At 60.8% G+C, this 25,806-nt stretch carries 28 protein-coding genes; 11 read left to right on the top strand and 17 right to left on the bottom strand.

Annotated elements, in window-relative coordinates; all coding sequences use genetic code 11:
- Positions 1-16 precede the first annotated feature (16 nt).
- A complete protein-coding gene (locus tag HU806_RS14755; RefSeq protein WP_186612085.1) occupies positions 17-871 on the top strand; it encodes a sulfurtransferase in 855 nt (284 codons plus the stop codon).
- Here the strand turns inward: HU806_RS14755 and HU806_RS14750 are convergent.
- From HU806_RS14750 to HU806_RS14725, 6 genes are all read right to left on the bottom strand, one after another.
- Positions 834-1,865, bottom strand: a complete 1,032-nt coding sequence (locus HU806_RS14750; RefSeq protein ID WP_186612084.1) for a hydrolase — start codon at positions 1,863-1,865, stop codon at positions 834-836. The two genes, HU806_RS14755 and HU806_RS14750, sit on opposite strands and share 38 nt — an antisense overlap.
- Positions 1,866-1,944: 79 nt before the next feature.
- Positions 1,945-3,411, bottom strand: coding sequence for a M16 family metallopeptidase (locus HU806_RS14745; RefSeq protein ID WP_186612083.1), 1,467 nt, complete (start codon positions 3,409-3,411; stop codon positions 1,945-1,947).
- A complete protein-coding gene (locus HU806_RS14740; RefSeq protein WP_186612082.1) occupies positions 3,404-4,741 on the bottom strand; it encodes a M16 family metallopeptidase in 1,338 nt (445 codons plus the stop codon). The genes HU806_RS14745 and HU806_RS14740 overlap by 8 nt, the downstream gene beginning before the upstream one ends.
- A 107-nt stretch (positions 4,742-4,848) precedes the next feature.
- A complete protein-coding gene (gene rsmD / locus HU806_RS14735) occupies positions 4,849-5,466 on the bottom strand; it encodes a 16S rRNA (guanine(966)-N(2))-methyltransferase RsmD (RefSeq protein WP_186612081.1) in 618 nt (205 codons plus the stop codon).
- Complete coding sequence (locus HU806_RS14730; protein ID WP_186612080.1) at positions 5,466-6,959, bottom strand: M16 family metallopeptidase; 1,494 nt, start codon at positions 6,957-6,959, stop codon at positions 5,466-5,468. The genes rsmD and HU806_RS14730 overlap by 1 nt, the downstream gene beginning before the upstream one ends.
- Complete coding sequence (locus HU806_RS14725) at positions 6,952-8,307, bottom strand: M16 family metallopeptidase (protein ID WP_186612079.1); 1,356 nt, start codon at positions 8,305-8,307, stop codon at positions 6,952-6,954. The genes HU806_RS14730 and HU806_RS14725 overlap by 8 nt, the downstream gene beginning before the upstream one ends.
- Before the next feature lie 343 nt (positions 8,308-8,650).
- Here HU806_RS14725 and ftsY point away from each other — a divergent pair, with 343 nt between their 5' ends.
- The 4 genes from ftsY to rpoH all read left to right on the top strand — a co-directional run bounded on the left by ftsY (position 8,651) and on the right by rpoH (position 12,729).
- Positions 8,651-10,075, top strand: coding sequence for a signal recognition particle-docking protein FtsY (ftsY, locus tag HU806_RS14720; protein ID WP_186612078.1), 1,425 nt, complete (start codon positions 8,651-8,653; stop codon positions 10,073-10,075).
- Positions 10,072-10,743, top strand: a complete 672-nt coding sequence (gene ftsE / locus HU806_RS14715) for a cell division ATP-binding protein FtsE (RefSeq protein ID WP_025215982.1) — start codon at positions 10,072-10,074, stop codon at positions 10,741-10,743. The genes ftsY and ftsE overlap by 4 nt, the downstream gene beginning before the upstream one ends.
- Positions 10,740-11,762, top strand: coding sequence for a permease-like cell division protein FtsX (gene ftsX / locus HU806_RS14710; RefSeq protein WP_186612077.1), 1,023 nt, complete (start codon positions 10,740-10,742; stop codon positions 11,760-11,762). Before ftsE ends, ftsX begins: the two co-directional genes overlap by 4 nt.
- A 112-nt stretch (positions 11,763-11,874) precedes the next feature.
- Positions 11,875-12,729: an RNA polymerase sigma factor RpoH gene (gene rpoH, locus HU806_RS14705; protein WP_092395442.1), complete on the top strand. Its 855-nt coding sequence runs from the start codon at positions 11,875-11,877 to the stop codon at positions 12,727-12,729.
- Positions 12,730-12,830: 101 nt separating this feature from the next.
- Here rpoH and mtgA read toward each other — a convergent pair whose 3' ends face one another.
- Positions 12,831-13,553, bottom strand: coding sequence for a monofunctional biosynthetic peptidoglycan transglycosylase (gene mtgA / locus HU806_RS14700; RefSeq protein ID WP_186612076.1), 723 nt, complete (start codon positions 13,551-13,553; stop codon positions 12,831-12,833).
- 73 nt (positions 13,554-13,626) lie between these two features.
- On the opposite strand from mtgA, the gene HU806_RS14695 reads away from it, so the two are divergent.
- From HU806_RS14695 to HU806_RS14675, 5 genes are all read left to right on the top strand, one after another.
- Positions 13,627-14,007 (top strand): DUF423 domain-containing protein, encoded by a 381-nt coding sequence (locus HU806_RS14695; protein WP_186612075.1) that lies wholly within the window; start codon positions 13,627-13,629, stop codon positions 14,005-14,007.
- 98 nt (positions 14,008-14,105) lie between these two features.
- On the top strand, positions 14,106-14,306 hold the full coding sequence (gene thiS, locus HU806_RS14690; RefSeq protein WP_186612074.1) for a sulfur carrier protein ThiS: 201 nt from the start codon (positions 14,106-14,108) through the stop codon (positions 14,304-14,306).
- 54 nt (positions 14,307-14,360) lie between these two features.
- The gene (locus HU806_RS14685; RefSeq protein ID WP_003177480.1) at positions 14,361-15,155 is read left to right on the top strand and encodes a thiazole synthase; all 795 of its coding nucleotides are present in this window, start codon (positions 14,361-14,363) and stop codon (positions 15,153-15,155) included.
- Positions 15,156-15,164: 9 nt separating this feature from the next.
- Positions 15,165-15,890 carry a tRNA (guanosine(46)-N7)-methyltransferase TrmB gene (gene trmB, locus HU806_RS14680; RefSeq protein ID WP_186612073.1) on the top strand — a complete coding sequence of 242 codons (726 nt, stop codon included), beginning with the start codon at positions 15,165-15,167 and terminating at the stop codon, positions 15,888-15,890.
- Between the two features lie 201 nt (positions 15,891-16,091).
- Positions 16,092-17,120, top strand: a complete 1,029-nt coding sequence (locus tag HU806_RS14675; RefSeq protein WP_186612072.1) for a terpene synthase family protein — start codon at positions 16,092-16,094, stop codon at positions 17,118-17,120.
- A 58-nt stretch (positions 17,121-17,178) separates the two neighbouring features.
- Here the strand turns inward: HU806_RS14675 and HU806_RS14670 are convergent, their stop codons facing one another.
- The 9 genes from HU806_RS14670 to HU806_RS14630 all read right to left on the bottom strand — a co-directional run bounded on the left by HU806_RS14670 (position 17,179) and on the right by HU806_RS14630 (position 23,918).
- Positions 17,179-17,502 carry a DUF3392 domain-containing protein gene (locus tag HU806_RS14670; protein WP_014340681.1) on the bottom strand — a complete coding sequence of 108 codons (324 nt, stop codon included), beginning with the start codon at positions 17,500-17,502 and terminating at the stop codon, positions 17,179-17,181.
- Positions 17,503-17,519: 17 nt separating this feature from the next.
- Positions 17,520-18,719, bottom strand: coding sequence for a radical SAM family heme chaperone HemW (gene hemW, locus HU806_RS14665; RefSeq protein ID WP_238350183.1), 1,200 nt, complete (start codon positions 18,717-18,719; stop codon positions 17,520-17,522).
- Positions 18,716-19,312 carry an RdgB/HAM1 family non-canonical purine NTP pyrophosphatase gene (gene rdgB / locus HU806_RS14660; RefSeq protein WP_186612071.1) on the bottom strand — a complete coding sequence of 199 codons (597 nt, stop codon included), beginning with the start codon at positions 19,310-19,312 and terminating at the stop codon, positions 18,716-18,718. The genes hemW and rdgB overlap by 4 nt, the downstream gene beginning before the upstream one ends.
- Positions 19,309-19,743, bottom strand: coding sequence for a DUF4426 domain-containing protein (locus HU806_RS14655; protein WP_186612070.1), 435 nt, complete (start codon positions 19,741-19,743; stop codon positions 19,309-19,311). The genes rdgB and HU806_RS14655 overlap by 4 nt, the downstream gene beginning before the upstream one ends.
- Before the next feature lie 25 nt (positions 19,744-19,768).
- Complete coding sequence (gene metW, locus HU806_RS14650) at positions 19,769-20,389, bottom strand: methionine biosynthesis protein MetW (protein WP_186612069.1); 621 nt, start codon at positions 20,387-20,389, stop codon at positions 19,769-19,771.
- 7 nt (positions 20,390-20,396) lie between these two features.
- Complete coding sequence (gene metX / locus HU806_RS14645; protein WP_186612068.1) at positions 20,397-21,536, bottom strand: homoserine O-succinyltransferase MetX; 1,140 nt, start codon at positions 21,534-21,536, stop codon at positions 20,397-20,399.
- 241 nt (positions 21,537-21,777) lie between these two features.
- Entirely contained in the window at positions 21,778-22,368 is a 591-nt protein-coding gene (locus HU806_RS14640) for a YggT family protein (protein ID WP_186612067.1), read from the bottom strand.
- 10 nt (positions 22,369-22,378) lie between these two features.
- Positions 22,379-23,197 carry a pyrroline-5-carboxylate reductase gene (proC, locus tag HU806_RS14635; RefSeq protein ID WP_186612066.1) on the bottom strand — a complete coding sequence of 273 codons (819 nt, stop codon included), beginning with the start codon at positions 23,195-23,197 and terminating at the stop codon, positions 22,379-22,381.
- Between the two features lie 28 nt (positions 23,198-23,225).
- The gene (locus tag HU806_RS14630; RefSeq protein ID WP_186612065.1) at positions 23,226-23,918 is read right to left on the bottom strand and encodes a YggS family pyridoxal phosphate-dependent enzyme; all 693 of its coding nucleotides are present in this window, start codon (positions 23,916-23,918) and stop codon (positions 23,226-23,228) included.
- Between the two features lie 55 nt (positions 23,919-23,973).
- On the opposite strand from HU806_RS14630, the gene HU806_RS14625 reads away from it, so the two are divergent.
- Positions 23,974-25,008 (top strand): type IV pilus twitching motility protein PilT, encoded by a 1,035-nt coding sequence (locus HU806_RS14625; protein WP_186612064.1) that lies wholly within the window; start codon positions 23,974-23,976, stop codon positions 25,006-25,008.
- A gap of 160 nt (positions 25,009-25,168) precedes the next feature.
- On the opposite strand, the gene HU806_RS14620 is transcribed toward HU806_RS14625, so the two are convergent.
- On the bottom strand, positions 25,169-25,780 hold the full coding sequence (locus HU806_RS14620; protein WP_186612063.1) for a C40 family peptidase: 612 nt from the start codon (positions 25,778-25,780) through the stop codon (positions 25,169-25,171).
- Positions 25,781-25,806: the final 26 nt, after the last annotated feature.

The raw sequence follows: 25,806 nt of genomic DNA, 5'->3' as shown, positions 1-25,806 counted from the left end.
GTTACAGGAGCTCATCATGCCCATCGCCCAACTCATCAGTCCCCAAGGCCTTGAACAGAGGCGAACAGATCCCGGGCTGGTGATTCTCGATTGTCGTTTTGCCTTGGAGGATCCGGACTACGGCCAACGCAGCTACGCCGAAGGCCATATTGCCGGAGCGTCGTTCGCGGACCTTGAGCGGGATCTGAGCGGGCCGGTGATCAAGGGTGTGACCGGGCGCCATCCGCTGCCCGATCCTGAAGCCTTGATAGCGCGCCTGCGTGCCTGGGGCATCGGCAATGACAGCGCCATCGTGCTGTACGACGATGGTCCCGGCGCCTATGCCGCCCGGGCTTGGTGGCTGCTGGTGTGGCTGGGCAAGCGTGACGGTGTCTACATCCTGGATGGTGGTCTCAAGGCCTGGCACTCGGCCGGCTTGCCGCTGAGTCTCGATCCACCTGCACGTCAGCCTGGGACGTTCAGCGGTTCGGCGGACGCGAATCTGCTGTTCGACGCCGAAACATTGCAACAGCGCCTCGGCCAGTCGGACATGACGCTGCTGGATGCACGGGCGCTGCCCCGTTTCAAGGGCGAAGTCGAGCCGATCGATCCGGTCGCCGGGCACATTCCAGGTGCGCAATGCGCGGCCTTCACCGACAACCTCGGCACGGATGGACGATTCCTCCCGGTCGATCAGCTCAAGCAGCGCTTCGCTACAAAGCTGGGCGATCGCTCACCGACCGAATTGGTGGCCTATTGCGGCTCCGGCGTGACGGCCTGCCACAACCTGTTTGCCCTGTGCCTGGCTGGGTATCCGTTGGGCAAGTTATATGCGGGGTCCTGGAGCGAGTGGATCAATGATCCGCAGCGGGGCGTTGCGAAGGGCGAGTAATGCCATGCGAGGCCAAGCTGGCCAGCCATTCAGGTATGCGTCGTTCGAGATAGTAGTCCGGACGCCGCAATGTTCCGTCGACAAATCCGACATGTCCGCCCTGGGCATGTAATTCGAGTTGGGTGGAGGCTGACAGCTCCGCCGGTTCGGGCAAGCTGTGGGGGAACACGAACGGATCGTCGGCGGCCTGGATAAGCAGGGTCGGGGTTCTTATCCCGGTGATGAAATAGCGGCTGGAGGCGCGACGATAATAATCAGCCGCATCCGAGTACCCGTGCAGCGGCGCGGTCACTCGGCCATCGAAATCCCAGAACGTGCGCATGTTGTCCAGCGAGCCCAGCGCGGCCAGGGCGGCAAGCCCTTCATGACGCCCGTCATGTTGGAATTGACGCTGTTTGTTGCGCACGTAGGCGAGCATTTCTCGCATGAAATGAGCTTGGTAGAACTTGGAAAACCCTTGCCCGATGCGGTCGGCGCATTGATCCAGACGGAACGGCACTGAAACCGCCACTGCTCCCTGCAACTGACTGTCGTTGCCGGTTTCCCCCAAATGCTTGAGCAACACGTTGCCGCCGAGTGAATAACCCACCGCGAACAACGGTGCCAACGGCCGCCGGGCCCGAAGGTGAGCGATAGCGGCGGCCAGGTCTTCGCTGACGCCCGAATGATAGCTACGGGGCAACAGGTTGGGTTCTCCCGAGCACCCGCGCCAGTTCAAGGCGACGCTGGCCCAGCCCTTAGCGCCGAGCGCTCGCTGCAGGCCGGCCACATAGGGCGAGTTGGAGGAGCCGGTGAGCCCATGGAGTACTAACACCAATGGTGCGTCGGCACTGTGCGGGCCGTGCCAGTCGAGATCCAGGAAGTCACCGTCTTCAAGCCACAGCCGTTCGCGCTCGCGTTCGATGTGGACCGTCTTGCGCCAAAGCGGCCCCCATAGCGTCTGCAGGTGTGGATTAGCCAGGCCGAAGGCCGGTGTAAATCTTTGGCTGGACATAGAGAAGTCTACAGGCACGTCGGATCTCGTCATTTCAAGCATAGGCGCCAGGCGTGGAGGTGCGCTTGGCGCGGCAGCTCTAAATTGCCATAAAGGCCTGCGCGACGCGACATCTGTTCTGTGGAAGGGGATCGGTCGACGGTGGCACTGGCGCTGGCAAGGGTTGCTGCTCGACCGTGGGGCCCACCGTCACAACGTGCCAGGCGTCGGCTTCGAAATGGCGGTTCAGTGTGTCCTTTATTTGCCTGGGGGCCAGTGTCTGCATCTGTTGGACGGTGTAGTCCAGATCCAGCGGCAGGTCATCTCGATTTATCCTGACCAATTGATCGAGAATCTGTGCATTGTTGGCGCTGTCATGAGCAATCGAACTCCGCATCCGGCCTTTCAGTTGGTCAACTTCCTGTTGCGTTGGCCCGCCGCGCAGATAGTCGGTGAACATTGAACGCACCAACGCCTGAGTGCCTTGGTTGAAGTGTGGACTGGTCCGAAGTGAGATGATCGCCAGGGCGCCATCGGCCCAGTCCCAGTGCAGGATCTCGGTGCCATACACCAGGCCGCGCTTTTCCCTCAGCTCCGTCATTAACCGGTTCTTGAAAATCATGTTCGCCGCATCCAGCGCAAGATAGTCGGCATGCTTGCGCGGCACGCTGGGCTGGGCGAGCAGAAGTTGGGTTTGTTGCTGCGCCCGTTCCAGATGGCTATTGGTTGGCGTGCCAACCGAGGAGGGGGCGTTGGGACCGTCGGCCTGGCTGGTGCCGGGCAAGGCGCTGCTGATTTGTTGGCTGATCAGTTGGGCCTGTTCGAGCGTCAGGTCGCCGACCAAGGTGACCTGCGCCGTCGCAGCCGAGTAGGCTTGCCGATGGAAGTCCTGTACCGCTTGGCGTGTCAGAGCGTCCAGCGCCTCGTTCGTGCCGAACATCGGTTGGGCATAGGGGTGCTTGGGGGCCAGTTGTTCCTTGAGGTGTTGGTGCGCGATGTCCGTCGGGTTCTGTCGGTCACGCAGAAGTATGTCTTTCGCCTCGTTTTTCACCCTTGCCAATGCTTCATCACTGAGCAATGGGTTGCCCAATATTTGCGAAAACAACCGCAGGGCTGGGGTGCGCTTTTCCGTTTCGCTCAAACTGCGCAAGGAAAATGCGCTGCGTTGCGAATCTATCCCCATGCCGAGCCTTGCCCCCAGGCTCTGAAAGGTGTCGATGATCGCTTGATGGCTTTCCATGCCTGGCACGCCTTCGTTGAGCATGCTGTAGGTTACGCCGGCGAGGCCGGGGATAGTGCTCCGGGCGCTTCCCGCCTCGAAGCTGACATGGACATCGAACATCGGCGATGCCGTCGTACGGACGAACAAGACCTTGCTGCCTGCTGTTGTCTTCCAGCCCTTGACGGCCAGGGGGCGCGGCTTTGCTGCGACGATGCCAGGTTCAAGCAGCGATTGCAGGCGCACAGTGGAGCCATTCGAAACGGTATCGGCCAAGGCTTGCGCGCAGCAACCCAACAGTGCGATGCCCAGCATCGCAAGACAGCCAACCTGAGCTGATTTATTCATGGGTTTGCTCCCCTTGAATGTGCGCTATGGTCAGGCGATCACGGGTCAGATAGGTCGCGGCGGCTTGTCGGATGTCATCCGGGGTTACTTTTTTCAGCTCGGCAATTTCGTCGTTCATCAATCGCCAGGGCAGTCCGTTGCTCACCAAGGAGCCGAGGAAATGGGCCTGGCCCTCTATTGAGTCCTGGCCGTAAATGTTTTGTGCGATCAGTTGCGTGCGGGCACGTTCCAGTTCATCAGGCGCGGGGGGATCGGTTCGTAGCTTGTCAAGTTCTTGCCACACGCGCGCCTCGGCGTCATTGAGCGAGCCGGTGTAGGCATTGGAGATACGGCCGTCGATCAACAGAAGAGCGTCGCCACGTCCCAGCCAGTTGTAATGGGAGGATAGGGCGGAGAACAGCGGAGTCTTGAATTGAAGCTGCGATTGCAGTCGGGCGCTGCTTGAGCCTGCCAGTAGCATTTGGAGCAAGCGCAAGGCGTACACGGTCCGAGGAGGCTCAGCGGTCACCAGCACCGGGACATTGAATGCCATGAGAAATTGCGTAGCGGAGTCGGGTACGTCGAGGATGAGCCTGCGTTCGCCGGGTCGGTCCAGCTCCAGCGGTGCCCGCGACGCGGTGAAAGGACGGGCGGCTACCGCCCCAAAGTAAGTTTGTGCCAGCAGCTTGACTTGCTCAAGCGTGACATCGCCAACCACGACCAACACGGCATTGCCGGGCGCATAGCGGGTTTGATACCAGTCGCGCAAGTCAGCAATGTCGAGTCGCCGCAGGTCGTGCATCCAGCCGATGGTGGGCGTGCGGTAGCCACTTGAAAGATGGGCCAGGCTAAGAAAGCGTTCCAGGGCCAGCTCTCCGGGGTGGTCCTGGTTCTCGCGCCGTTCCTCCTGGATGACGGCAATTTCCGGCAACCAGTCTTCGGCGCGCAGGTGAGCGGTCGACATGAGGTCTGCCATCAGTTCGAACGCGACACCCAGGTGACGAGGCTCAAGGGTTTGATGATGTACGGTGAAATCTTCCCCGGTAAAGGCATTGTATTGGGCGCCCAGGGTATCCAGGGTTTTCATGGCCTCGCCCGCACAACTCTTGTGGCTACCTTTGTAAACCATATGTTCCAGCGCGTGAGACAGTCCCGAGCGGCTCGGCGCTTCGTCGGCCGAACCGACTTTAAACCAGAGTTGCGAGCTGACCAGAGGAGCACGATGATCTTCGCGCACGACCACTTTCAGGCCATTGTCCAGGGTGAACTCGTGGGTGGGGGGAGAATCGGCTACCGCCACTAGCGGTACCAACCAGAAGAAAAGCAGCATCCTGCTGCGAAAAACGTCCATGGGTAAAATCGTCCTCAGTGGTTCACAAAATTGTGTCACTCACTGTGGCGTTTCCAGGATGGCGGCGTGCGGTAACTAAGTACCGCACCTTCCAAGCGTTTTTCGGTTCACGCGGGTGCGACTGCTCCAGCGGTGCGTTGCCAGAGCGCGTAGAAGACCCGGCCGGATTTCTGCTCGCGATGCAGGCGCCAATTGCTCGGCATACCGAGTGTCGAGGGCGCTGTTTCGCTTTCGGTGTAGACCCATGCATCGTCCGCCAGCCATTGTCGGTCTTCAAGCAAGGCGCACACGGCAGGCAACAGATTCTGATTGAAGGGCGGGTCGAGGAAGACGAGGTCGAAGGGCGTCGACGGTTGACCTTCCAGATAGCGCAACGCATCGGCCGTCTGCACTTGGCCGACGGTGCAACGCAGGGTGCCCAGGTGTTCTTTCAGGCTGGAGACCGCCAGGCTGCTGGCATCCAGCGCCTGCCCCATGGCGGCGCCACGGGACAGCGCCTCAAGGAACAGCGCGCCGCTACCGGCGAATGGGTCGAGTACCCTGGCACCTGCTACGTAGGGCGCGAGCCAGTTGAACAAAGTTTCACGAACCCGGTCCGGGGTCGGGCGCAAGCCTGGGGCATCCGGGAAGCTCAAGCGTCGGCTGCGCCATTCGCCGCCGATGATGCGCAACTGGTTCACTCCGTTGTGCACGGGTTTCTTGCTGGAATTGGATGGGCGGGCCATTAGTGCTCCGGGACCCCGAGCGGCTGCTCGGCAGGTTTGTCAGTGGGGGCCGGCAACGGCTCTTGCGGCACGGTCGGGCCAGCGGTGACGATGACCATCTTGTCCGTGCTCAGGTGTTTGTTCAGTGCTGCCTTGACTTGCTCGACCGTCAGCTCCTGCGACTGGCGCATGAAATCTTCCAGGTAGCTCAGCGGCAAATCGTAGAAGCCCATGGCACCGAGCTGGCCAACGATGTCGGCGTTACTGGCGGTGGATAACGGAAAGCTCCCGGCCAGCTCGCGCTTGGCATCGTCGAGTTCCTTTTGGGTCGGGCCGTTCTTGAGGTAATCGGCGAATACGTCCTGCACCAGCTTGAGCGTGCCTTCGCTCATCTGCGCACGGGTTTGCAGATTGATCATGAACGGGCCGCGGGCCTGCATGGCGGTGAAGCCGGAATAGACGCCATAGGTCAGGCCGCGTTTTTCACGGACTTCGGTCATCAACCGCGTACCGAAACCACCGCCACCGAGGATCTGGTTGCCCAGGGACACGGCTGCATAGTCTGGATCGTCCCGATCGATGCCCAGTTGCGCGAGCATCAGGTTGGTCTGCTTGGATGGGAACTCGATGTGGTGGACGCTCGCTTTCGGCTCCACCGGTGGCGGTGTTTTCGCCAGCGCGGGGCCTTTGGGCAGTGCGCCGGACACCTGGTTGGCGATGGCTTCGGCCTCGGCACGGGACAGGTCCCCCACCAACGCGATCACGGCGTTGCCAGCCGCGTAGGCCTTGGCGTGGAAAGCCTGGGCCTGGGCCAGGGTGATCGGCGGAATGCTTTGCGCGGTGCCGTCGCTGGAATGGGCGTAGGGATGATCGCCATACAAGCGCTTCATCAATTCCAGGCCCGCCAGTTTGCCGGGGTTCTGCTTCTGGTACTCGAAGCCGGCGAGCATCTGGTTCTTGATACGCGCGAAGGAATCGGCGGGAAAAGTCGGCTTGCCGACCACTTCGGCAAACAGTTTCAACGCCGGCTCACGCTTGTCCGCCGCGCTGAGGCTGCGCAGCGAGGCCACCGCCATGTCTCGAAAGGCACCGTTGCCAAAATCCGCGCCAAGGCTTTCGAACCCTTCGGCGATGGTGCCGACGTCCTTGCCAGCCACACCTTCGTTAAGCATGGCGTTGGTCAATTGCGCGAGCCCGGGAACGTCGCCGTCCTGGCTGCTGCCGGCAGCGAAGGTCAGGCGCAGGTCGAACATCGGCAACTCGCGGGCCTCGACGAACAGCACCTTGGCACCGTCAGCGGTTTTCCAGGTTTGTACGTTGAGCTGGCGACGGCTGGGTGGCTTGCCGTCCAGCTCGGCCAGTGATTGCAGCTTTTTACCGGACTTGGCGTTGTCCAGGGCCTGGCTGGCGGTGACGTCAGTGGCCGGCAGCAAATAGAACGCCAGCGCTCCAGCCACCGCGATGAATGCCAGGGAGATCAGGGGCCCCCGGCGCGATAAAATGCGCTCACTCATGAGCTTTCTCCTCGGGCAGGACGTGCGCGACGCTCAGGCGCGAGCGGGTGAAATACCGCTGGGCTGCCTTCTGGATGTCTTGCGGGGTCACGCTTTGCAGTTCGGCGAGTTCGGTGTCCATCAGCTTCCAGGACAAACCGACTGTTTCCAGCTGGCCGATGGCAGTGGCCTGGCTGGTGATCGAATCACGTTCGTACACCAGGCCGGCGATGACTTGGGCGCGCACGCGCTCCAGTTCCGCGGCAGTCGGGGCGGTGGTTTTCAATTGTTCGAGCAAGCGCCACAAACCGGCTTCGGCCTGGGCCAGGGTCTTGTTCTTTTGGGTGTTGGGCGTTGCCGACAAGGTGAACAGCGTATCGCCACGGGTGAAGGCGTCGTAATTCGACGAGCCGCCGGAGACCAACTCTTCGCCACGCTCCAGCTGTGCCGGAATCCGTCCGCTGTAGCCGCCGTCCAACAGGGCCGAGATCAGCCGCAGCGCGTTGACCGAAGCCTTGTCCGTGGCGGTGGCGATGCTTGGCACATTGAAGGCGAGCATGACACTCGGCAGTTGGGTCTGCACATGCAGGGTAATCTTGCGCTCGCCAGGCTCGGCGAGCTCCAGGGGGATTTTCGCCGACGGCACGGCGCGCCGGGCAATCGGGCCGAAGTAGCGCTGGGCCAGGGTCTTGACCTCGTCCGGCGTCACGTCGCCGACCACCACCAGGGTGGCGTTGTTCGGGACGTACCAGGATTGGTACCAGTGGCGCAGTTCCTCGACCTTCATCCGCTCCAGGTCGGCCATCCAGCCGATGGTGGGCGTGTGGTAGCCGCTGGCCGGATAAGCCATGGCCTTGAAGCGCTCATAGGCCTTGGACATTGGCTTGTCGTCGGTGCGCATGCGGCGCTCTTCCTTGATCACTTCGATCTCGCGGCTGAACTCCTCCGGCGGCAGGCGCAGGCTCGCCATGCGGTCGGCTTCCAGTTCGAAGGCCACGGCCAGGCGATCCCGGGCCAGCACTTGGTAATAAGCAGTGAAATCGTCGCTGGTGAAGGCGTTTTCCTCCGCGCCGAGGTCACGCAGGATCAGCGATGCCTCGCCGGGGCCGATCTTGTCGCTGCCCTTGAACATCATGTGTTCCAGCGCATGGGACAAACCGGTCTGGCCCGGCGTTTCGTAGCTGGATCCGACCTTGTACCAGACCTGGGAGACCACCACCGGGGCGCGATGGTCTTCACGCACCACGACCTTGAGGCCGTTATCGAGGGTAAATTCGTGGGTGGGTTGGGGATCGGCAGCCAAGGCTGGGAAGGGCAGACAAACCGTGCAGAGCAGCAGGCCTGCGGCGCAGCGGGCAAGAGCATTCATTCGTGTTTAAACCTGTTGGGCTGCCTGCCGGGTCTTAGCCTCAGCAGGCGAGGAGGTGCTAGGATAACGGTCCGTTTTACTGGCGGCCACGCCTATCGGGTCTTTTATCGGCCCAAGGTTGTTTGAGTTCCGTGCAAAAGCGTTGGGTTTGTTCGTGGATGCCCGCGTTTTCGCCGATGATGTCTTGCCAGTCCTTCGAAAAATCGAGGTTGAAGTGTCCTGGCGACATTTCGACAATCTGTTGCGCGTGAACAAGCTGGATGAAACACAGTCTGTTCAGCATCGAATATTTATCACCGAGGCGCCCTCAAGGCGCGTCGCTACCGTGAGATAGCCGTCCTCCATGTTTGGTTCCAACGACGACAAGAAGACCCCAGCTGAGGCTGGCGAGAAAAAAAGCCTGTTCGGATGGCTGCGCAAGAAGCCGCAGGAACCCGCTGTCGAACAGCCGCAACCTGAGCCCGCCGACGAGTCGGTGGTTGAAGAGGCTGCGCCCATTGTCCTGCCGATCGCCGAGCCGGTGCTGCAACCGACCCAGCCTGAATCCGAGCCTGAAGCCGAACCGGTGGTCGAGCAACCGTTGACCCCGCCCGCCGGACAGACACTCTGGCCGGCCTTGCCGGTCGCGGAGGAACCCGTCGCGCTGGTCGAGGATGCCCAGGCCGCGCAGGTCACTCCACCGATTCCGGCCCCGACGCAATCGGTCGAGACGTTGATTGCCGAGGCGCCGGCTGTCGACATCGCGCCTGCCGCTGTCCAACCGGTTCCTCAGCCAGAGTCTTTCCCAGCCGAGGTTCCCGCGCCAGACGAGTCCCCGCGCCCCGCCGAAGAAAACAAAGTCGGCTTTTTCGCCCGTCTCAAGCAAGGCCTGTCCAAGACCAGCGCCAGCATTGGCGAAGGCATGGCCAGTCTGTTCCTGGGCAAAAAAGTCATCGATGACGAATTGCTGGAAGACATCGAAACCCGACTGCTGACCGCCGATGTTGGTGTCGAAGCCACCTCGGTGATCATTCAGAGCCTGACCCAGAAGGTTGCGCGTAAACAGCTGACTGACGCTGATGCGCTGTACAAATCCCTGCAAGGCGAACTCACCAGCCTGCTCAAGCCGGTGGAAAAACCGCTGGTGATTGCCTCCCAGAACAAACCGTTCGTGATCCTGGTTGTCGGCGTCAACGGCGCCGGCAAGACCACCACCATCGGCAAGTTGGCGAAGAAGCTGCAGCTCGAAGGCAAGAAAGTCATGCTCGCCGCTGGCGACACCTTCCGCGCCGCGGCGGTCGAACAGCTGCAAGTATGGGGCGAGCGCAACAAGATCCCGGTGATCGCCCAGCACACCGGCGCGGATTCCGCTTCGGTGATCTTCGACGCCGTGCAGGCTGCCAAGGCCCGTGGCATCGACGTGCTGATTGCCGACACGGCCGGTCGCTTGCACACCAAAGATAATTTGATGGAAGAACTTAAGAAGGTCCGCCGGGTGATCGGCAAGCTCGACGCCGACGCGCCTCACGAAGTCCTGCTGGTGCTGGACGCCGGTACTGGCCAGAACGCCATCAACCAGGCCAAGCAGTTCAACCAGACCGTCGAGCTGACGGGACTGGCCCTGACCAAGCTCGACGGCACCGCCAAGGGCGGGGTGATCTTTGCGCTGGCCAAGCAGTTTGGCCTGCCTATTCGATACATTGGCGTGGGCGAGGGCATCGATGACTTGCGCACCTTTGAAGCCGAGCCCTTTGTCCAGGCGTTGTTTGCCGAGCGGGAGCATTCATGATTCGTTTCGAACAGGTCGGTAAGCGCTATCCGAACGGTCACGTCGGCTTGCATGAGCTGAGCTTTCGGGTCCGTCGGGGCGAGTTTCTATTTGTCACCGGCCATTCCGGCGCCGGTAAAAGTACCTTGCTACGTTTGCTGCTGGCGATGGAGCGGCCTTCCACTGGAAAACTGTTACTGGCCGGGCAGGACCTGAGCACCATCAGCAACGCGCAGATCCCCTATCTGCGGCGTCAGATCGGCGTAGTGTTCCAGAACCACCAGTTGTTGTTCGATCGCACGGTGTTCAACAACGTGGCGTTGCCGCTGCAGATCCTTGGCCTGTCCAAGGCCGAGATCGTCAAGCGCGTCGATTCGGCCCTGGAGCGCGTGGCCCTGTCGGACAAGACCGACCTGTACCCTGGCGATCTGTCCACCGGCCAGCAACAACGCGTCGGCATCGCTCGCGCCATTGTCCACCGCCCGGCCTTGCTGTTGGCGGATGAACCCACCGGTAACCTCGACCCGCGATTGGCGGCGGAAATCATGGGCGTATTCGAAGACATCAACCGCTTAGGTACCAGTGTGCTGATCGCCAGTCACGACTTGGCATTGATCGCACGTATGCGTCACCGCATGCTCACTTTGCAGCGCGGTCGATTGATCGGTGATGGGGAGGCCGGCGTATGAGTGCGACTCGCAGCCCTAAAGTGGCCGAACGCGTGGCCCCCAAGGGCACCGATCCGCAGCCGCCGAAGAAAAAGCGCGACGATGACGACGGCCCGGATTTCGCCACGCTGTTGCGCGCCTGGGTAGAAAGCCATCGCGCCAGCCTGCTCGACAGCTTGCGGCGCCTGGGCAAGCAGCCCATCGGCAGCTTTTTTACGTGCATGGTCATGGCGGTGGCATTGAGCTTGCCGATGGGCCTGTCACTTCTGCTGAATAACGTCGAGCGCCTAGGCGGTTCCTGGCAGCGTGCGGCGCAGATTTCCCTTTATTTGCAACTGGACGCGACATCGGGCGAAGGCCAGGCGCTGCGCGAGCAGATCAAAGGCATGCCGGGCGTAGCCGATGCCGAATACGTGGGGCGCGAGCAGGCGCTTGAAGAGTTCCAGCAACAGTCCGGCCTGGGCGAAGCCCTCAAGGAACTGCCGGAAAACCCTCTGCCGGGTGTGGTGCTGGTGACGCCGAACGAGGTCGACAAGCCCACTCTTGAAGCATTAAGACAAAGACTTTCCGAGTTGCCGAAGGTACAGCAGGCGCAACTTGATCTAGTCTGGGTCGAGCGTCTGGCGGCGATACTCAAGCTCGGCGACCGGTTTGTCTTCGGCCTGACGGTGCTTCTGGTGTCTGCATTACTTTTGGTGATAGGTAATACCATTCGTCTTCATATTGAAAACCGCCGCACCGAGATAGAAGTGATTAAACTCGTCGGCGGTACGGACAGTTATGTACGCAGGCCCTTTCTTTATATGGGGGCGCTGTATGGCTTCGGTGCCGGCATTCTGTCCTGGGGTGTGTTGGCGTTCGGCCTGGATTGGTTGAACGATGCGGTTGTGGGACTGGCCGGTTTGTACGGCAGTGATTTCGCACTGGCCGGTGTGCCAGTCGCCGACGGTCTGTCGCTCTTGCTTGGCGCGGTGCTGTTGGGTTATATCGGTGCATGGATTGCGGTAGCACGCCACCTGCGTGAGCTTGCTCCAAAATAGTATTTTTTGCGCGTATTGACCTTTCAGTTTTTGTGGGAACTTGTCCTACGGTTCCCGGTCAATTTTCGCAGTGCTGAACTGCACGAGTTATGTGAGTCGGAGGTTTTTTCGTATGACCACTTCTTTGCAACCTGCTTATGCCCTGGTCCCGGGCGCGAACCTCGAGGCCTATGTGCACACGGTGAACAGCATTCCATTGCTGACGCCCGAGCAGGAGCGTGAACTGGCCGAGAGTCTCTATTATGAGCAGGATCTTGAGGCGGCTCGGCAGATGGTGCTCGCCCACCTGCGTTTTGTCGTACATATCGCCCGCAGCTATTCCGGCTACGGGCTGGCCCAGGCCGACCTGATTCAGGAAGGCAACGTTGGCCTGATGAAGGCGGTCAAGCGTTTCAACCCGGAAATGGGTGTGCGCCTGGTGTCTTTTGCTGTGCATTGGATCAAGGCGGAAATCCACGAGTTCATCCTGCGCAACTGGCGCATCGTGAAAGTCGCGACCACCAAGGCCCAGCGCAAGCTGTTCTTCAACTTGCGCAGCCAGAAAAAGCGTCTGGCCTGGCTGAACAATGAGGAAGTCCACCGCGTGGCGGAAAGCCTCGGCGTGGAACCTCGGGAAGTTCGCGAGATGGAAAGCCGCCTGACCGGCCATGACATGGCTTTCGACCCGGCCGCCGAAGCGGACGACGACAGCGCTTTCCAATCGCCGGCCAACTATCTGGAAGACCACCGGTACGACCCGGCCCGTCAACTGGAAGATGCCGACTGGAGCGACAACTCCAACACCAACCTGCACGAAGCGTTGGAAGTGCTGGACGAACGTAGCCGCGACATCCTTTACCAGCGCTGGCTGGCCGAGGAAAAAGCCACGCTGCACGACCTGGCGCAGAAGTACAACGTGTCGGCCGAGCGGATTCGTCAGCTCGAGAAAAGCGCGATGAACAAGCTCAAGACATCCATCGCAGCTTGACCTGCGACAGCGGCAATAAAAAACGCCCCGATCAGTAATGATCGGGGCGTTTTTTATTTGTGCCATGTGTGAACGGGACGCGGAGCGTGGGAACGATCAGGTTACTGCGCCCAAGGCGCCCGCCGCGCATGATCGAGCCCCAGCAAATAGCTGTCGCCTCCCAACTGGCTCATCTGCTGGCGAATCCAGCTCGCTCGCCGCAGTACATACGGGCTCGGTCGGCTGGCGTTCCATACTCGCGGGTTGGGCAGCACTGCCGCCAGCAGGCTGGCCTGTTGCCGGGACAAGGCGTCGGCGCTTACACGGAAATGATGCCGCGCGGCCGCCTCCGCCCCGAACACACCGTCGTCCCACTCGACGCTGTTGAGGTACACCTCAAGGATCCGCTGCTTGGGCCAAAACACTTCGATCAGCGCGGTGAACCAGGCTTCCAGGCCTTTTCGCAGCCAGCTGCGTCCCGACCACAGGAACAGGTTCTTGGACACTTGCTGGCTGAGGGTGCTCGCGCCACGGATCGAACCGCCGCGCCCGTTATGGGCAAATGCGGCCTGGATCGCGCTGATGTCAAAGCCCCAGTGCTCAGGGAATTTCTGATCCTCACCGGCAATCACCGCCACTTTGAGACTGTCGGAAATCTGGTCCCAAGGCTGCCAGTCACGCTGCAGGTCGATCGGCTCGCCGCCGAACCAGGATTCAACCTTGCGCTCGATCATCAGCGCGGTGAACGGTGGCGGCACCACGCGAAGCAGCAGCACCAGCACAACGCTGCCGACGGCGAACCAGAGCAGGGCTTTAACGAATCGTCGAAACAATGTACGCAGCATAGAGATGGCTTGGCCGAACCCGTCGAGCGGGCCATTATACAGACCCTGTCCACCGAGTCTGATTGGAGTTCCCATGTTGCGTAGCTTTCTGATGCTGGCGGCGTTTTTCGGCTTCACGGGCGTGGCGCTGGGGGCATTCGCCGCCCATGGCCTGAAAAACCGCCTGAGTGCCGATTACCTGGCGATATTCCACACCGGCGTGACCTACCAACTGGTCCATACCTTGGCATTGCTGGGCGTTGCGTTGCTGGCCACGCACATTCCGGGTCGTATCGTCACCTGGGCCGGGATTTCATTTGTGATCGGCATCCTGCTGTTCTCGGGCAGCCTATACCTGCTGACACTCACGGGTATCAGCAAGCTGGGCATCATCACGCCCCTGGGCGGCGTAGCCTTTCTGATCGGCTGGTTGTGCCTGGGCATCGCGGCGTGGCGCTTGCAACTTACCGCTTGAAGCTTGCGACTCGTAGCTTGTAGCTGACCAAGGGGCTTGGGTCACCCAGACTGATCGGGCTAGAATGCCAGCCCCTAAAAATGATGGCGGCATCCGGCATGCGCATTCAGTTGAACGGCGAACCCCTTGATCTGCCCGACGGTGAAACCGTTGCGGCCCTGTTGGCCCGTCTGGACCTCACCGGACGCCGCGTCGCGGTGGAGCTCAATCTGGATATCGTCCCGCGCAGCCAGCACGCCGAAACCACGTTGAACGACGGTGATTTGGTCGAAGTGGTCCACGCCATTGGCGGCGGCTAGTCGTCTCGGTTTCGCAGCCTTTCGCAAGAACCTCACCCCAACAGAGGATTTCCCATGAGCATCGTTCGTAGCGACAAGCCCTTCGTCCTGGCCGGTCGTACCTACCAGTCGCGTTTGCTGGTAGGCACCGGCAAATACCGCGACATGGAAGAAACCCGCCTGGCCATCGAAGCCTCGGGCGCCGAGATCGTGACCGTCGCTGTGCGCCGGACCAATATCGGCCAGAACCCGGGCGAACCGAACCTGCTGGATATCCTGCCACCGGATCGCTACACCATTTTGCCGAACACAGCCGGTTGCTTCGACGCCATCGAAGCCGTGCGCACCTGCCGCCTGGCCCGTGAGCTGCTCGACGGCCACAACCTGGTGAAGCTGGAAGTGCTGGCGGACCAGAAAACCTTGTTCCCCAACGTGATCGAAACCCTCAAGGCCGCCGAGACCCTGGTCAAGGAAGGTTTCGACGTGATGGTCTACACCAGCGATGACCCGATCATCGCCCGTCAGTTGGCGGAAATCGGCTGTATTGCGGTCATGCCGCTGGCCGGCTTGATCGGCACCGGCCTGGGAATCTGCAACCCGTACAACCTGCAGATCATCCTGGAAGAAGCCAAGATCCCGGTGTTGGTAGATGCCGGTGTCGGCACCGCGTCCGACGCCACCATCGCCATGGAGCTGGGTTGCGAAGCGGTGTTGATGAACTCCGCCATCGCCCACGCCCAGCAGCCGATCCTGATGGCCGAAGCCATGAAACACGCCATCGTCGCTGGTCGCCTGGCGTACCTCGCCGGCCGCATGCCGAAAAAACTCTACGCCAGCGCGTCCTCGCCGCTGGATGGTCTGATCAAGTAAGAGCCATTGATGACTGAATCGAACGACACGCCAGTCCTGCCGGAAGACGGCGAAGAGCGCCAGCACCGCCGCATCAAGAGTTTCGTGATGCGCGCCGGGCGCATGACCGAAGGCCAGCAACGCGGCCTGGAGCAGGGCGCACCGCTTTATGTCCTGCCGCTGGCCGATGCGCCGGTGGATTTCGACCAGGTGTTCGGCCGCTCGGCGCCGCGCTCGTTGGAGATCGGCTTCGGCATGGGCCATTCGTTGCTGGAAATGGCCGCCGCTTCGCCGGAGCAGGACTTCATCGGCGTGGAGGTTCACCGTCCCGGCGTCGGTGCGCTGCTCAACGGCGTACTGACCCAAGGGCTGACCAACTTGCGGGTCTACGATTGCGACGCCATCGAAGTGCTCAACCGCTGCGTGGCCGACAACAGCCTCGACCGGTTGATGCTGTTCTTCCCGGATCCCTGGCACAAAAGCCGGCACCACAAGCGCCGTATCGTCCAGGCGTCGTTCGCTGAGTTGGTGCGCAGCAAATTGAAGGTCGGCGGTGTGCTGCACATGGCCACCGACTGGGAACCTTATGCCGAGTACATGCTGGAAGTCATGAATGTCGCCCCGGGCTACCGCAACCTGGCCGAAGACGGCAAGTGCGTACCGCGCCCGGCCGAGCGGCCGATCACCAAGTTCGAACGTCGTGGCGAACGGCTCGGGCATGGGGTATGGGATTTGAAGTTCGAGAAGTTGGCTTAAAGAAACGCCAGTGTGATGATCGCCCCACGCTAGCGTGGGGATGATGAAAAATGGCGATTTTGTTGTTCGTAAACTAACCTGTAAAGCCCAGGCATTAATTGTCCATTTTTGCCTCTGGTCCAGAGTCGTCCGATACACCAGCCTTGCAGTCGACAGCCGGTTTTTAGTCAGTGGCAATTCCTTAGCTGAAAGGAGTGACCAATGATTCAAACAACCGAGTTTTTCTTGCCCCAGCTACCTCGGCTGTTGTCCTTTGCCTATCATCCAAATGCGGCCCAGATCGAGTTCGCCTCCAATGGTTGGGTGCGGCAGATGCTGACGGACTGCTTTGTCGGCGAGAGTGAACTGTTGCGTTTTCTGCGCGAGCGCAATGGTCTCTACGGTTCGTTGACTGTGCCCAAAGCCAGCGAACAACGGGCTCGCGATGTTGCTGACTGGTATCAGTATGTAACTGTCATTGATACTTTAATATTGCAGATCCACAACCCACGTGAGCTGTTCACGGCGATTGTCGGCGATTTCAACTCCGATGAAGTTGATGATCGTCAATCTTATATCAAGGCTGCTAATAACCTATGGCGACGTATCAGCCCGGGATTGAGCAAGGCACAGCTCAGCAGGTTTTTGACGAGTCTTGAGGTGTTTCTGCGCGGTTGCGCGTCCGAGATTGATGTCCAGTCGACTATTAAGCCCTTCGATTACGAGGCCTGCATGGCCTTGCGGATGGAAAGCTTTGGCTGTGATTTCATCGAGTTGTTGACTGAATACGGCGCCGAAGTCGACATGAGCGACTGGCGTGATGAGATGAATAATCTGCGCTTGCATTGTCGGCGTCAGATGATCCTTGTCAATGATCTGTTGTCTTGGCGCAAAGAGCGTTTACATGGCGAAAAAATCAATCTGGTTCGAGTCCTCATTGAGCACGAAGGGTGTGATTTGCAGAGCGCGGTAAATCGCTTGGTGGTTTTGGTCGAATATCATGAGAGAGCTTATATTTCCGTCCGGGATGAGATTCTGTCCGGGACGCTGGGTAAGCGCGGCGACGTGAGAAAGTATCTGCTCGCTATCGACCATCTGATAGCTGGGAGTCAGGAATTTGAATACATGACTCCGCGCTACTTTGGAGACGGTTCAGTGTGGGATGGGAGTACGTTCGGCTGGGTCGATCTTGAGGCCGAAGTAACCCGTTTGCGTGAGCATCCGAATGCTCGCCATTCGCCTAATCTCTGACTGAGTCTCGATTTTGACAACGTGGTGCTTCAGCTATTGTCGCTTCAGACGCCCAGGATCAGCGACGATCCGCCACCACGCCAATCAACACCAGCACCACCAACAACACCGGCGCCAGGCTGTAGTTGTTGAACTGGCTCAAGCCCCGGACGATCCACGGCGTGGCGTAGATCAGTGCGGCGCCGCTGCCGATCATGCACAACAGGGCGATCAGCGGGACGCGCAAGGCGCCGGCGATGCTGCCTAAGCGTTGCTCGACCCAGCCCTTGATGTCAGCACCAAACAGCACCAGCAGGCAACCCACCAATGCCAGGGATATTTCCGACAGATTGCTTCGGCTCCAGCGGGACACGGTGGCGAGCAGGTCGAGTACCAGATCCATTCGTTTTCCTTGTTTGATCAGCTCAGAAATTTTTGCAGCAAGTCATTGAGAAACAGCTGTCCGCGCTCGGTCGCCGCCAGACGTGACGGTTCGACCTGCAACAACCCACTTTGTTCGGCCTCGCGCCGGCCTTCGGCCAGGCTTTCAAGGGGCAGGCCAGTGCGTTGCGGATAAAGCTGCGCGTCCACGCCCTCTGTGAGGCGCAGCGCGTTCATCAGGAACTCGAAGGGCAGCTCTTCGTTGGCGAGCTGTTTTTCACCGGCGAGGAAACGTTTGGCCGGGTTGAGATAGTCCTTGGGCAAGCGGGTCTTCCAGGTTCGCACGATGCGCCCGTCCGGATGACTGAGCTTGCCGTGGGCGCCGGCGCCGATGCCGATGAAATCGCCGAAACTCCAATAGTTGAGATTGTGCCGTGCCGCGCGCCCAGGCTGGGCATACGCCGAGACTTCGTATTGGGCGTAGCCGTGTTCGGCGAGCAGCGCTTGCCCGGCCTCCTGGATATCCCACAAGGTGTCGTCTTCCGGCAAAGTCGGCGGCTGGTTCCAGAACACCGTGTTCGGCTCCAGCGTCAGCTGGTACCAGGACAAATGGGTCGGCTTCAAGGCGATGGCCTGGCGCAAGTCGCTCAAGGCATCGTCCAGGGACTGATCCGGCAGGCCGTGCATCAGGTCCAGGTTGAAGTTATCGAACCCGGCCTGGCGGGCCATGCCGGCGGCGCGTACCGCTTCGTCGCCATTGTGGATCCGGCCCAAGGCTTCGAGCTTGGCCTGCTGGAAACTCTGGATGCCGATGGACAGGCGATTGATGCCCAGCGCCCGGTACGCGACGAACTTCTCTTGCTCGAAGGTTCCGGGGTTGGCTTCCAGGGTGATTTCAATGTCTGGGGCAAAAGGGACGCGCGCCTCGACACCTTGAAGCAATCGCCCCAAAGCCTGGGCGCTGAACAGGCTTGGGGTGCCGCCACCGAAGAAGATCGAGCTAAGTTCCCGGCCATATACAGCATGCAGGTCCTGGTCGAGATCGGCGAGCAATGCGTCGACGTACTCCTCTTCCGGCAGCTGCGGGCTGGCGGTGTGGGAATTGAAATCGCAATAAGGACATTTGCGTACGCACCACGGGATGTGGATGTACAGCGCCAGGGGCGGCAGCACTGGCAGCGAACCCCGTGGCGTTTGTGCACCGCCGTGGATCAGCGGTGGCGGAGCATCATTGATCATTGCAAGCCCAGGCGTTGACGCAGCAGGGCCATGGCGCGGGCGCGGTGGCTCAGTTGATTCTTTTCCACGGGCCCCAACTCAGCGCTGGAGCAATTGCGTTCCGGCACCCAGAACAGCGGGTCGTAGCCGAAACCGTGTTCTCCGCTGGCTTCGGTGAGGATGCGCCCGTGCCACAAGCCTTCGCAGAGGATCGGCAGCGGATCGTCGGCATGCCGCACCAAGGCCAGGACACACACGAACTGCGCCCCGCGCTCGGCTTCGGGCACGTCCTTGAGAGCTTCGAGCAGCTTGGCGTTGTTCGCTGCATCGCCTTTGCCATCAGCGTAACGGGCCGAATAAATGCCCGGCGCGCCGCCAAGGAAATCCACGGCCAGCCCGGAATCGTCGGCCAGCGCCGGCAAACCCGAGATACGCGCGGCATTGCGAGCTTTGAGAATGGCGTTCTCGACGAACGACAGACCGGTCTCTTCCGGCTCCACCTGGCTGAATTCGCCAATCGAGCGCAGTTGCACCGACCCGCCAAGCATGGCCTGGAGTTCCTTGAGTTTGCCGGCGTTGTGGCTGGCGAGCACGAGTTGGGTAAGGTTCATCATTGGCCCGGGAAGAGTTCCTGGTTGAAGTTGATCGTGTTGATCTTGTCACCCGTCTGCACCTTGATTTCAAAGGTGCGGGTTTCCTGCTGGTCCACCGGATACTGGGCGATGTAATAGATCGCGCCTTGTTCGGTGACCTGGCGGAAGGTGAGGGGGACTGTCTTACTGGTCAGGTCCTTCACCGTGCCGCTGACTTGGGCGATCAGTGGCTTGCCACCCTTGATCACCGAGATATTGATCACGCCTTGGTTCTTGCTGCGGATCAGCTCGGCGGCCTTGGCAATGTCGGGCGTCAGGAAGGTGGAATTGAATGTGTTGTAGTGCACGGTAACGTCACCGAACACTTCCTTGCGCTCGGCCTTGATGACGTCAGCCGCCATGGCGCCCGCGCTCAGGCAGGCGGTGATCAAAAAAAGTGCTAGGCGTTTCATGTCGTGCTCCTGAAAAGGCTGATGTTCAGACGGCGACCTGATGATCGGACAGGCCTGGGCTGCTGACTCGATAAATGCCAATTTCACCTAACAGATTAGGCCATAGCTTGCTTGCCCACCCGTGCCGGTGCTGCTGGTCCACCGCCAGGCGGTTGATGACCCGGGCTTCGCGCTCACGGCACAGCGCTTCGAAATCTTCGAAGGTGCAGAAGTGGATGTTCGGCGTGTTGTACCAGGTATAGGGCAGGAATTCCGAGACCGGCATGCGTCCCTTGCTCGCCAGATACCAACGGCAGCGCCAGTGACCGAAGTTGGGGAACGTGATGATGCATTGGCGTCCGACCCGCAGCATTTCGTCGAGGATCTTGTCGGGGTAATGCACGGCTTGCAGGGCCTGGGTCATGACCACGATATCGAAGCTGTTGCTGGCGAAGTTGCCCAGGCCCTTGTCCAGGTCCTGTTCGATGACGTTGATGCCCTTGGCCACGCATTCGGCGATGTTGTCCGGGTCGTTTTCCAGGCCATAGCCGGTCACTTGCTTGTTGTCCCGCAGCCAGGTCAGCAGTTCGCCGTCGCCGCAGCCCAGGTCGAGCACGCGGCTGCCGGCGGGGATCCATTCCTGGATGATGTCCAGATCGGCTCTCATGGCGTCCTCACAGCGTAATACGGTTCATATAGTTGCCGAACGCCTGCAAATAACGCGGGATCGGAATCAAAAAAGCGTCGTGGCCTTGGGGCGCGTCGATTTCCAGGTAGCAGACGTCTTTGCGCGCGGCCATCAGCGCGTCCACCAGTTCCCGGGAGCGGGCCGGAGAGAAGCGCCAGTCGGTGGTGAATGACATCACGCAGAATTTGGCCGTGGCATTGGCGAAGGTTTTCGCCAGGTTATCGTCGAAGTTCGCCGCCGGATCGAAGTAGTCGAGCGCCTTGGTCATCAGCAGATAGGTGTTGGCGTCGAAACGCCCGGAGAACTCTTCACCTTGATAACGCAGGTAGCTCTCGACCTGGAACTCGACGCTGTGGAAGTCGTAGTTGAGCTTTTCGCTCTTGAGGCCACGGCCGAATTTTTCGCCCATGGAATCGTCGGACAGGTAGGTGATGTGCCCGACCATCCGCGCCAGCATCAGCCCGCGCTTGGGGATCACGCCGTGTTCCTGGAACGAACCGCCATGGAACTCCGGATCGGTGAGGATCGCCTGGCGCGCCACTTCGTTGAAGGCGATGTTCTGTGCCGACAGCTTGGGCGCCGAGGCGATTGCCAGGCAATGGCGCACGCGCTCCGGGTAGGTGATGGTCCATTGCAGCGCTTGCATGCCACCGAGGCTGCCGCCGATCACCGCTGCCCATTGGCCAATGCCGAGGCGGTCGGCCAGGCGCGCCTGGCTGTGCACCCAGTCTTCCACTGTCAGCACCGGGAAATCGGCGCCGAACGGCTTGCCGGTGTCCGGGTTGAGGCTGCTGGGGCCGGTGGAGCCGTTGCAGCCGCCGAGGTTGTTCAGGCTCACCACGAAGAACTTGCTGGTGTCGATGGGCTTGCCGGGGCCGATGCAGCTGTCCCACCAGCCGGGCTTGCGGTCGTCGACGCTGTGGTAGCCGGCGGCGTGGTGGTGCCCGGACAGGGCGTGGCAAATCAGCACGGCGTTGCTCGCCGTGGCATTGAGGGTGCCGTAGGTTTCGTAGATCAGGTCATAGGCTGGCAGCGAACGACCGCAGGCCAGGGCCAGGGGCTCGCTGAAATGCGCCATTTGCGGCGTCACCAGACCAACGGAATCGGGGGGAAAGGCAGCTGGCATCGACCCTGCTCTCGTTGAAATGAGGCGTAAGTCTAAAGATCGCTGTGGCAAGCGGCAAGCAAAGGGCGGCGCTGATTGGCCGCCGCTTTACCCGTGGCGAGGGAGCTTGCTCCCGCTGGGGCGCGAAGCGGCCCTGAAAACTGCCGCCCGGGGCTGTCAGGAAGACGATGGCGCCTGGTTTGGGGCTGCTTCACAGCCCAGCGGGAGCAAGCTCCCTCGCCACAGGAAACTGCGGTGTGCTTTAGATCAGCAAACGCAGGATCTCCGGCATCATGGTCATCGCCGCCAGGTTGTTGATCACCAGCATGTCGATCAGCTTGAGCACCATGAATGCCAGGATCGGCGAGATATCCAGGCCGCCGAGGTTCGGTACGATTCGGCGGAACGGTGCCAGGGCCGGCTCGCAGATCTGGTTCACCAGCTCGGCGCCCGGGTTGTGGCTGCCCGGCGCGACCCACGACAGGATCACGCTGATGATCAGGGCGAAGAAGAATATCTTCAGAAACAGCGCGGTCACGCCAATGAGCGACCAGATCAGCAGTTGCAGCGGGTTGCCGGTGGTGCCGTAGGTCAGCAGCAGGGTCAGGGCCATCAGCGCCAGTTGAATAAGGATCGCCAATACCAGCGACGACATGTCCAGGCCGAACAGGCTAGGGATTATCCGGCGCAGCGGCTTGAGCAGTGGCTGGGTCGCCTTGACGATGAACTGACACAGCGGGTTGTAGAAGTTGGCGCGCACCAGTTGCAGCACGAAACGCATCAGCACGATCAGCAGGTACAAGCTACCAAGGGTTTGCAGCACGTAGACCGCTGCAGTGTTCAATCCAATCATGAATGGCTCCTTATTGGCCCAGTTGTTCGGCCATTTCGGCCGAGCGGTGCGCGGCGGCGCCGAGTGCTTTTTCCACCAGGGCTTCGAAGCCCCCGGCCTGGAATGATTTGATAGCGGCTTCGGTGGTACCGGCCGGAGAGGTTACGCGACGCCGCAACTCAGCGGCATCGACATCGCTGGACGCCGCCATGTGCGCGGCGCCGAGAGCGGTCTGCAAAGTCAACTGGGCGGCGACCTCGCGGGACAGGCCGAGCTTTTCGCCTGCGGCCGTCATGGCTTCGATCAGCAGGAAGAAATACGCCGGGCCCGAGCCGGAGACCGCGGTGACTGCGTCCAGTTGTTGCTCGGTGTCCAGCCACAGCGCAAGGCCGACGGCCGATAGCAGTTCTTGCGCCTGCTGGCGTTGTTCGGCGGTTACCTGTTCGGTGGCGAACAGGCCGCTGACGCCCTGGCGCAGCAGCGCGGGGGTGTTGGGCATGCAGCGCACGATCGGCTGGGCGCCGAGCCATTTATTCATGCTCGCGCAAGTAATACCCGCGGCAATCGACACCACCAGTTGATGGGGCTTGAGGTTCGGACGAAGCGCCTCGCACACGACTTTCATCGCTTGCGGCTTGACCGCCAGGACGATTACGTCCACGCCCTCTATGGCTTGGGCGTTGTCGGCGAAGGTTTCGATGCCGTGCTCGGTGCTCACCCGCTTGCGGGTCTCTTCACCCGGATCGCTGGCGCGAATCCGTGAAGCATCAAGGCCCTTGGCCCGAAGGCCGCCGATCAGGCTGGCGGCCATGTTGCCGGCGCCGATAAAGGCAATACGCGTGTTGCTCATGACGGGTCCTTATAAAGAGATGAGTGAGTCAGCTGGGCGCTTGACCGTAGTCGCGAGCCCCAAACAGGGCCGTGCCGATGCGCACCCAGGTGGCGCCTTGGGCGATGGCGGATTCGAGGTCATGGCTCATGCCCATGGACAATGTGTCCAGCGGCAGGTCCAGGCTGGCTTGCAAGCGCTGGACGGCGGCAAAAGCTGCATCCTGTTCGGCGCGATCGTCGGTTGGCTCGGGAATGGCCATCAGCCCGCGTAACTTGAGGCGTGGCAACGCATTGATGGCGCTGGCGAGGGCGGGCAGGTCCGCTGGCGTGCAGCCGGATTTGCTAGCTTCGCCGCTGACGTTGACCTGGATGCAGATATTCAGCGGCGGCAGGTCGGCCGGGCGCTGCTCGGACAGGCGTTGGGCGATTTTCAGGCGATCCACGGAGTGCACCCAGTCGAAATGTTCGGCGATAGCGCGCGTCTTGTTCGATTGAATGGGGCCGATGAAGTGCCAGATCAAGGGCAGGTCGGTGAGTTCGGCCTGTTTGCCCAGCGCTTCTTGCAGGTAATTCTCGCCGAAGTCCCGCAGGCCGGCGGCATAGGCCTCGCGCAGGGCCTGGGCGGGCTTGGTCTTGCTCACCGCCAATAGCTGGACGCTGTGTCCGGCGCGTTGGGCGGCCTGTTCCGCGGCATGGATGCGCGATCTAACCTGAGCAATGTTGTCTGCTATCGTGGTCATAAAGAAAGGCCAGCGGTCTGAGGTTCGCGGCATTCTACTGGAATTGAGGAGCGCTATGGATATCACTGAATTACTGGCGTTCAGCGCCAAACAGGGCGCATCGGACCTGCACCTGTCCGCCGGGCTGCCACCGATGATCCGTGTCGATGGCGACGTGCGGCGGATCAACCTGCCGGCACTGGACCACAAGCAGGTTCATGAGCTGATCTTCGACATCATGAACGACCGCCAGCGAGTGGATTACGAGAAGTTTCTGGAAACCGATTTTTCCTTCGATGTGCCCGGCGTGGCGCGGTTTCGGGTCAATGCCTTCAACCAGAATCGTGGCGCCGGGGCAGTGTTCCGGACCATTCCGTCGAAAGTCCTGACCATGGAAGACCTCGGGATGGGCGAGGTGTTTCGCAAAGTGACCGAGGCCCCTCGCGGGCTGGTGCTGGTGACCGGGCCGACCGGTTCAGGCAAGTCCACCACCCTGGCGGCGATGATCGATTACTTGAACAGCCACAAGCACCATCACATCCTCACTATCGAAGACCCGATCGAATTCGTCCATGAACCGCGCAAGTGCCTGATCAACCAGCGCGAGGTGCACCGCGACACTCAAGGTTTCTCCACCGCCCTGCGCTCGGCGCTGCGAGAAGACCCGGACGTGATCCTGGTGGGGGAAATGCGCGACCTGGAGACCATCCGCCTGGCGCTGACTGCCGCCGAAACCGGGCACCTGGTGTTCGGCACCCTGCACACCACGTCGGCGGCCAAGACCATTGACCGGGTGGTGGACGTGTTCCCGGGCGATGAAAAGTCGATGGTTCGCTCGATGTTGTCGGAGTCGTTGCAGGCGGTGATCTCCCAGACGCTGGTCAAGAAGATCGGCGGCGGACGGGTCGCGGCCCACGAAATCATGCTGGGAACCTCGGCGATCCGAAACCTCATTCGGGAAGACAAGATCGCGCAGATGTATTCGTCGATCCAGACTGGCGGCTCGTTGGGGATGCAAACGCTGGACATGTGCTTGAAAGACTTGGTGACCAAGGGGCTGATCAGCCGCGAGCATGCCCGGGAGCGGGCGCGTACGCCGGATAATTTCTAGAGGGGCAGGGGCGGTAGTGCAATCCCAGTGGCGAGGGAGCTTGCTCCCGCTGGGCCGCGAAGCGGACCCAAAATAATTGGGCCCACAGATATCATTGGTCTGTTTGGGGCGGCTGCGCCACCCAGCGGGAGCAAGCTCCCTCGCCACGGGAGGCCGGTGATCAGCGCTGGACGACGCGCAGCGTGTTCGGTTCTTTCGGCAGTACGCGCTTGGCAACCACGTAGTGGGTGTTCCAATACGGCTTGTTCAGCGTGTCGATGGTCACCGACTTGCCTCGGCGCGGGGCGTGAATAAAGCGGTCGTTGCCCAGGTAGATGGCCACGTGGTTGACCCGGCGGCTCTTGAGCTTGAAGAAGATCAGGTCGCCAGGCTTGAGGTCCTTGCGCTCGACTTTCTCGCCGTGACCGGCAGCCATCGCATTGGACGTGCGTGGCAGGTCGAACGTGGCGTCGTTGAAAGCGTACTTCACCAAACCACTGCAATCGAAACCTTTGCTTGGGCTACTTCCGCCCCAACGGTAAGGTGTGCCGAGTACATTCACGGCGCGGCTCAGGACATTGCTGGTCGTCTTGGTCGCCATGGGTGGCACCAGTCGGCTGTGGGCGGTGCTTACACGCTGGACGCTTTGCTTGTTCTTGCTCGAGGGAGCAGAAACATGGGATTTCGGGGTATAGCCGTTGACGTTGGGAAGACGTTGCTCACGATTGGTGGCGTGGGCGGCCAGTGGCAATAATAGGCAAATGGTTAGCCATGTCTTGAAAAATGGACGCATTAGGCAGGGCTCTTGAAGGTTAGCGC

The organism is Pseudomonas sp. SWRI154 (assembly GCF_014268645.1).
GTDB classification, from domain to species: domain Bacteria; phylum Pseudomonadota; class Gammaproteobacteria; order Pseudomonadales; family Pseudomonadaceae; genus Aquipseudomonas; species Aquipseudomonas marvdashtae.
The sequence above is the reverse complement of the archived record's forward strand: the minus strand, read 5'-3'. Positions and strand labels throughout refer to the sequence as shown.

Bases quoted from the DNA above. Each gene is read 5' to 3' on its own strand.
- HU806_RS14755 (WP_186612085.1), top strand. From the start codon at position 17: ATGCCCATCGCCCAACTCATCAGTCCCCAAGGCCTTGAACAGAGGCGA.
- HU806_RS14750 (WP_186612084.1), bottom strand. From the start codon at position 1,865: ATGTCCAGCCAAAGATTTACACCGGCCTTCGGCCTGGCTAATCCACAC.
- HU806_RS14745 (WP_186612083.1), bottom strand. From the start codon at position 3,411: ATGAATAAATCAGCTCAGGTTGGCTGTCTTGCGATGCTGGGCATCGCA.
- HU806_RS14740 (WP_186612082.1), bottom strand. From the start codon at position 4,741: ATGGACGTTTTTCGCAGCAGGATGCTGCTTTTCTTCTGGTTGGTACCG.
- rsmD (WP_186612081.1), bottom strand. From the start codon at position 5,466: ATGGCCCGCCCATCCAATTCCAGCAAGAAACCCGTGCACAACGGAGTG.
- HU806_RS14730 (WP_186612080.1), bottom strand. From the start codon at position 6,959: ATGAGTGAGCGCATTTTATCGCGCCGGGGGCCCCTGATCTCCCTGGCA.
- HU806_RS14725 (WP_186612079.1), bottom strand. From the start codon at position 8,307: ATGAATGCTCTTGCCCGCTGCGCCGCAGGCCTGCTGCTCTGCACGGTT.
- ftsY (WP_186612078.1), top strand. From the start codon at position 8,651: ATGTTTGGTTCCAACGACGACAAGAAGACCCCAGCTGAGGCTGGCGAG.
- ftsE (WP_025215982.1), top strand. From the start codon at position 10,072: ATGATTCGTTTCGAACAGGTCGGTAAGCGCTATCCGAACGGTCACGTC.
- ftsX (WP_186612077.1), top strand. From the start codon at position 10,740: ATGAGTGCGACTCGCAGCCCTAAAGTGGCCGAACGCGTGGCCCCCAAG.
- rpoH (WP_092395442.1), top strand. From the start codon at position 11,875: ATGACCACTTCTTTGCAACCTGCTTATGCCCTGGTCCCGGGCGCGAAC.
- mtgA (WP_186612076.1), bottom strand. From the start codon at position 13,553: ATGCTGCGTACATTGTTTCGACGATTCGTTAAAGCCCTGCTCTGGTTC.
- HU806_RS14695 (WP_186612075.1), top strand. From the start codon at position 13,627: ATGTTGCGTAGCTTTCTGATGCTGGCGGCGTTTTTCGGCTTCACGGGC.
- thiS (WP_186612074.1), top strand. From the start codon at position 14,106: ATGCGCATTCAGTTGAACGGCGAACCCCTTGATCTGCCCGACGGTGAA.
- HU806_RS14685 (WP_003177480.1), top strand. From the start codon at position 14,361: ATGAGCATCGTTCGTAGCGACAAGCCCTTCGTCCTGGCCGGTCGTACC.
- trmB (WP_186612073.1), top strand. From the start codon at position 15,165: ATGACTGAATCGAACGACACGCCAGTCCTGCCGGAAGACGGCGAAGAG.
- HU806_RS14675 (WP_186612072.1), top strand. From the start codon at position 16,092: ATGATTCAAACAACCGAGTTTTTCTTGCCCCAGCTACCTCGGCTGTTG.
- HU806_RS14670 (WP_014340681.1), bottom strand. From the start codon at position 17,502: ATGGATCTGGTACTCGACCTGCTCGCCACCGTGTCCCGCTGGAGCCGA.
- hemW (WP_238350183.1), bottom strand. From the start codon at position 18,719: ATGATCAATGATGCTCCGCCACCGCTGATCCACGGCGGTGCACAAACG.
- rdgB (WP_186612071.1), bottom strand. From the start codon at position 19,312: ATGATGAACCTTACCCAACTCGTGCTCGCCAGCCACAACGCCGGCAAA.
- HU806_RS14655 (WP_186612070.1), bottom strand. From the start codon at position 19,743: ATGAAACGCCTAGCACTTTTTTTGATCACCGCCTGCCTGAGCGCGGGC.
- metW (WP_186612069.1), bottom strand. From the start codon at position 20,389: ATGAGAGCCGATCTGGACATCATCCAGGAATGGATCCCCGCCGGCAGC.
- metX (WP_186612068.1), bottom strand. From the start codon at position 21,536: ATGCCAGCTGCCTTTCCCCCCGATTCCGTTGGTCTGGTGACGCCGCAA.
- HU806_RS14640 (WP_186612067.1), bottom strand. From the start codon at position 22,368: ATGATTGGATTGAACACTGCAGCGGTCTACGTGCTGCAAACCCTTGGT.
- proC (WP_186612066.1), bottom strand. From the start codon at position 23,197: ATGAGCAACACGCGTATTGCCTTTATCGGCGCCGGCAACATGGCCGCC.
- HU806_RS14630 (WP_186612065.1), bottom strand. From the start codon at position 23,918: ATGACCACGATAGCAGACAACATTGCTCAGGTTAGATCGCGCATCCAT.
- HU806_RS14625 (WP_186612064.1), top strand. From the start codon at position 23,974: ATGGATATCACTGAATTACTGGCGTTCAGCGCCAAACAGGGCGCATCG.
- HU806_RS14620 (WP_186612063.1), bottom strand. From the start codon at position 25,780: ATGCGTCCATTTTTCAAGACATGGCTAACCATTTGCCTATTATTGCCA.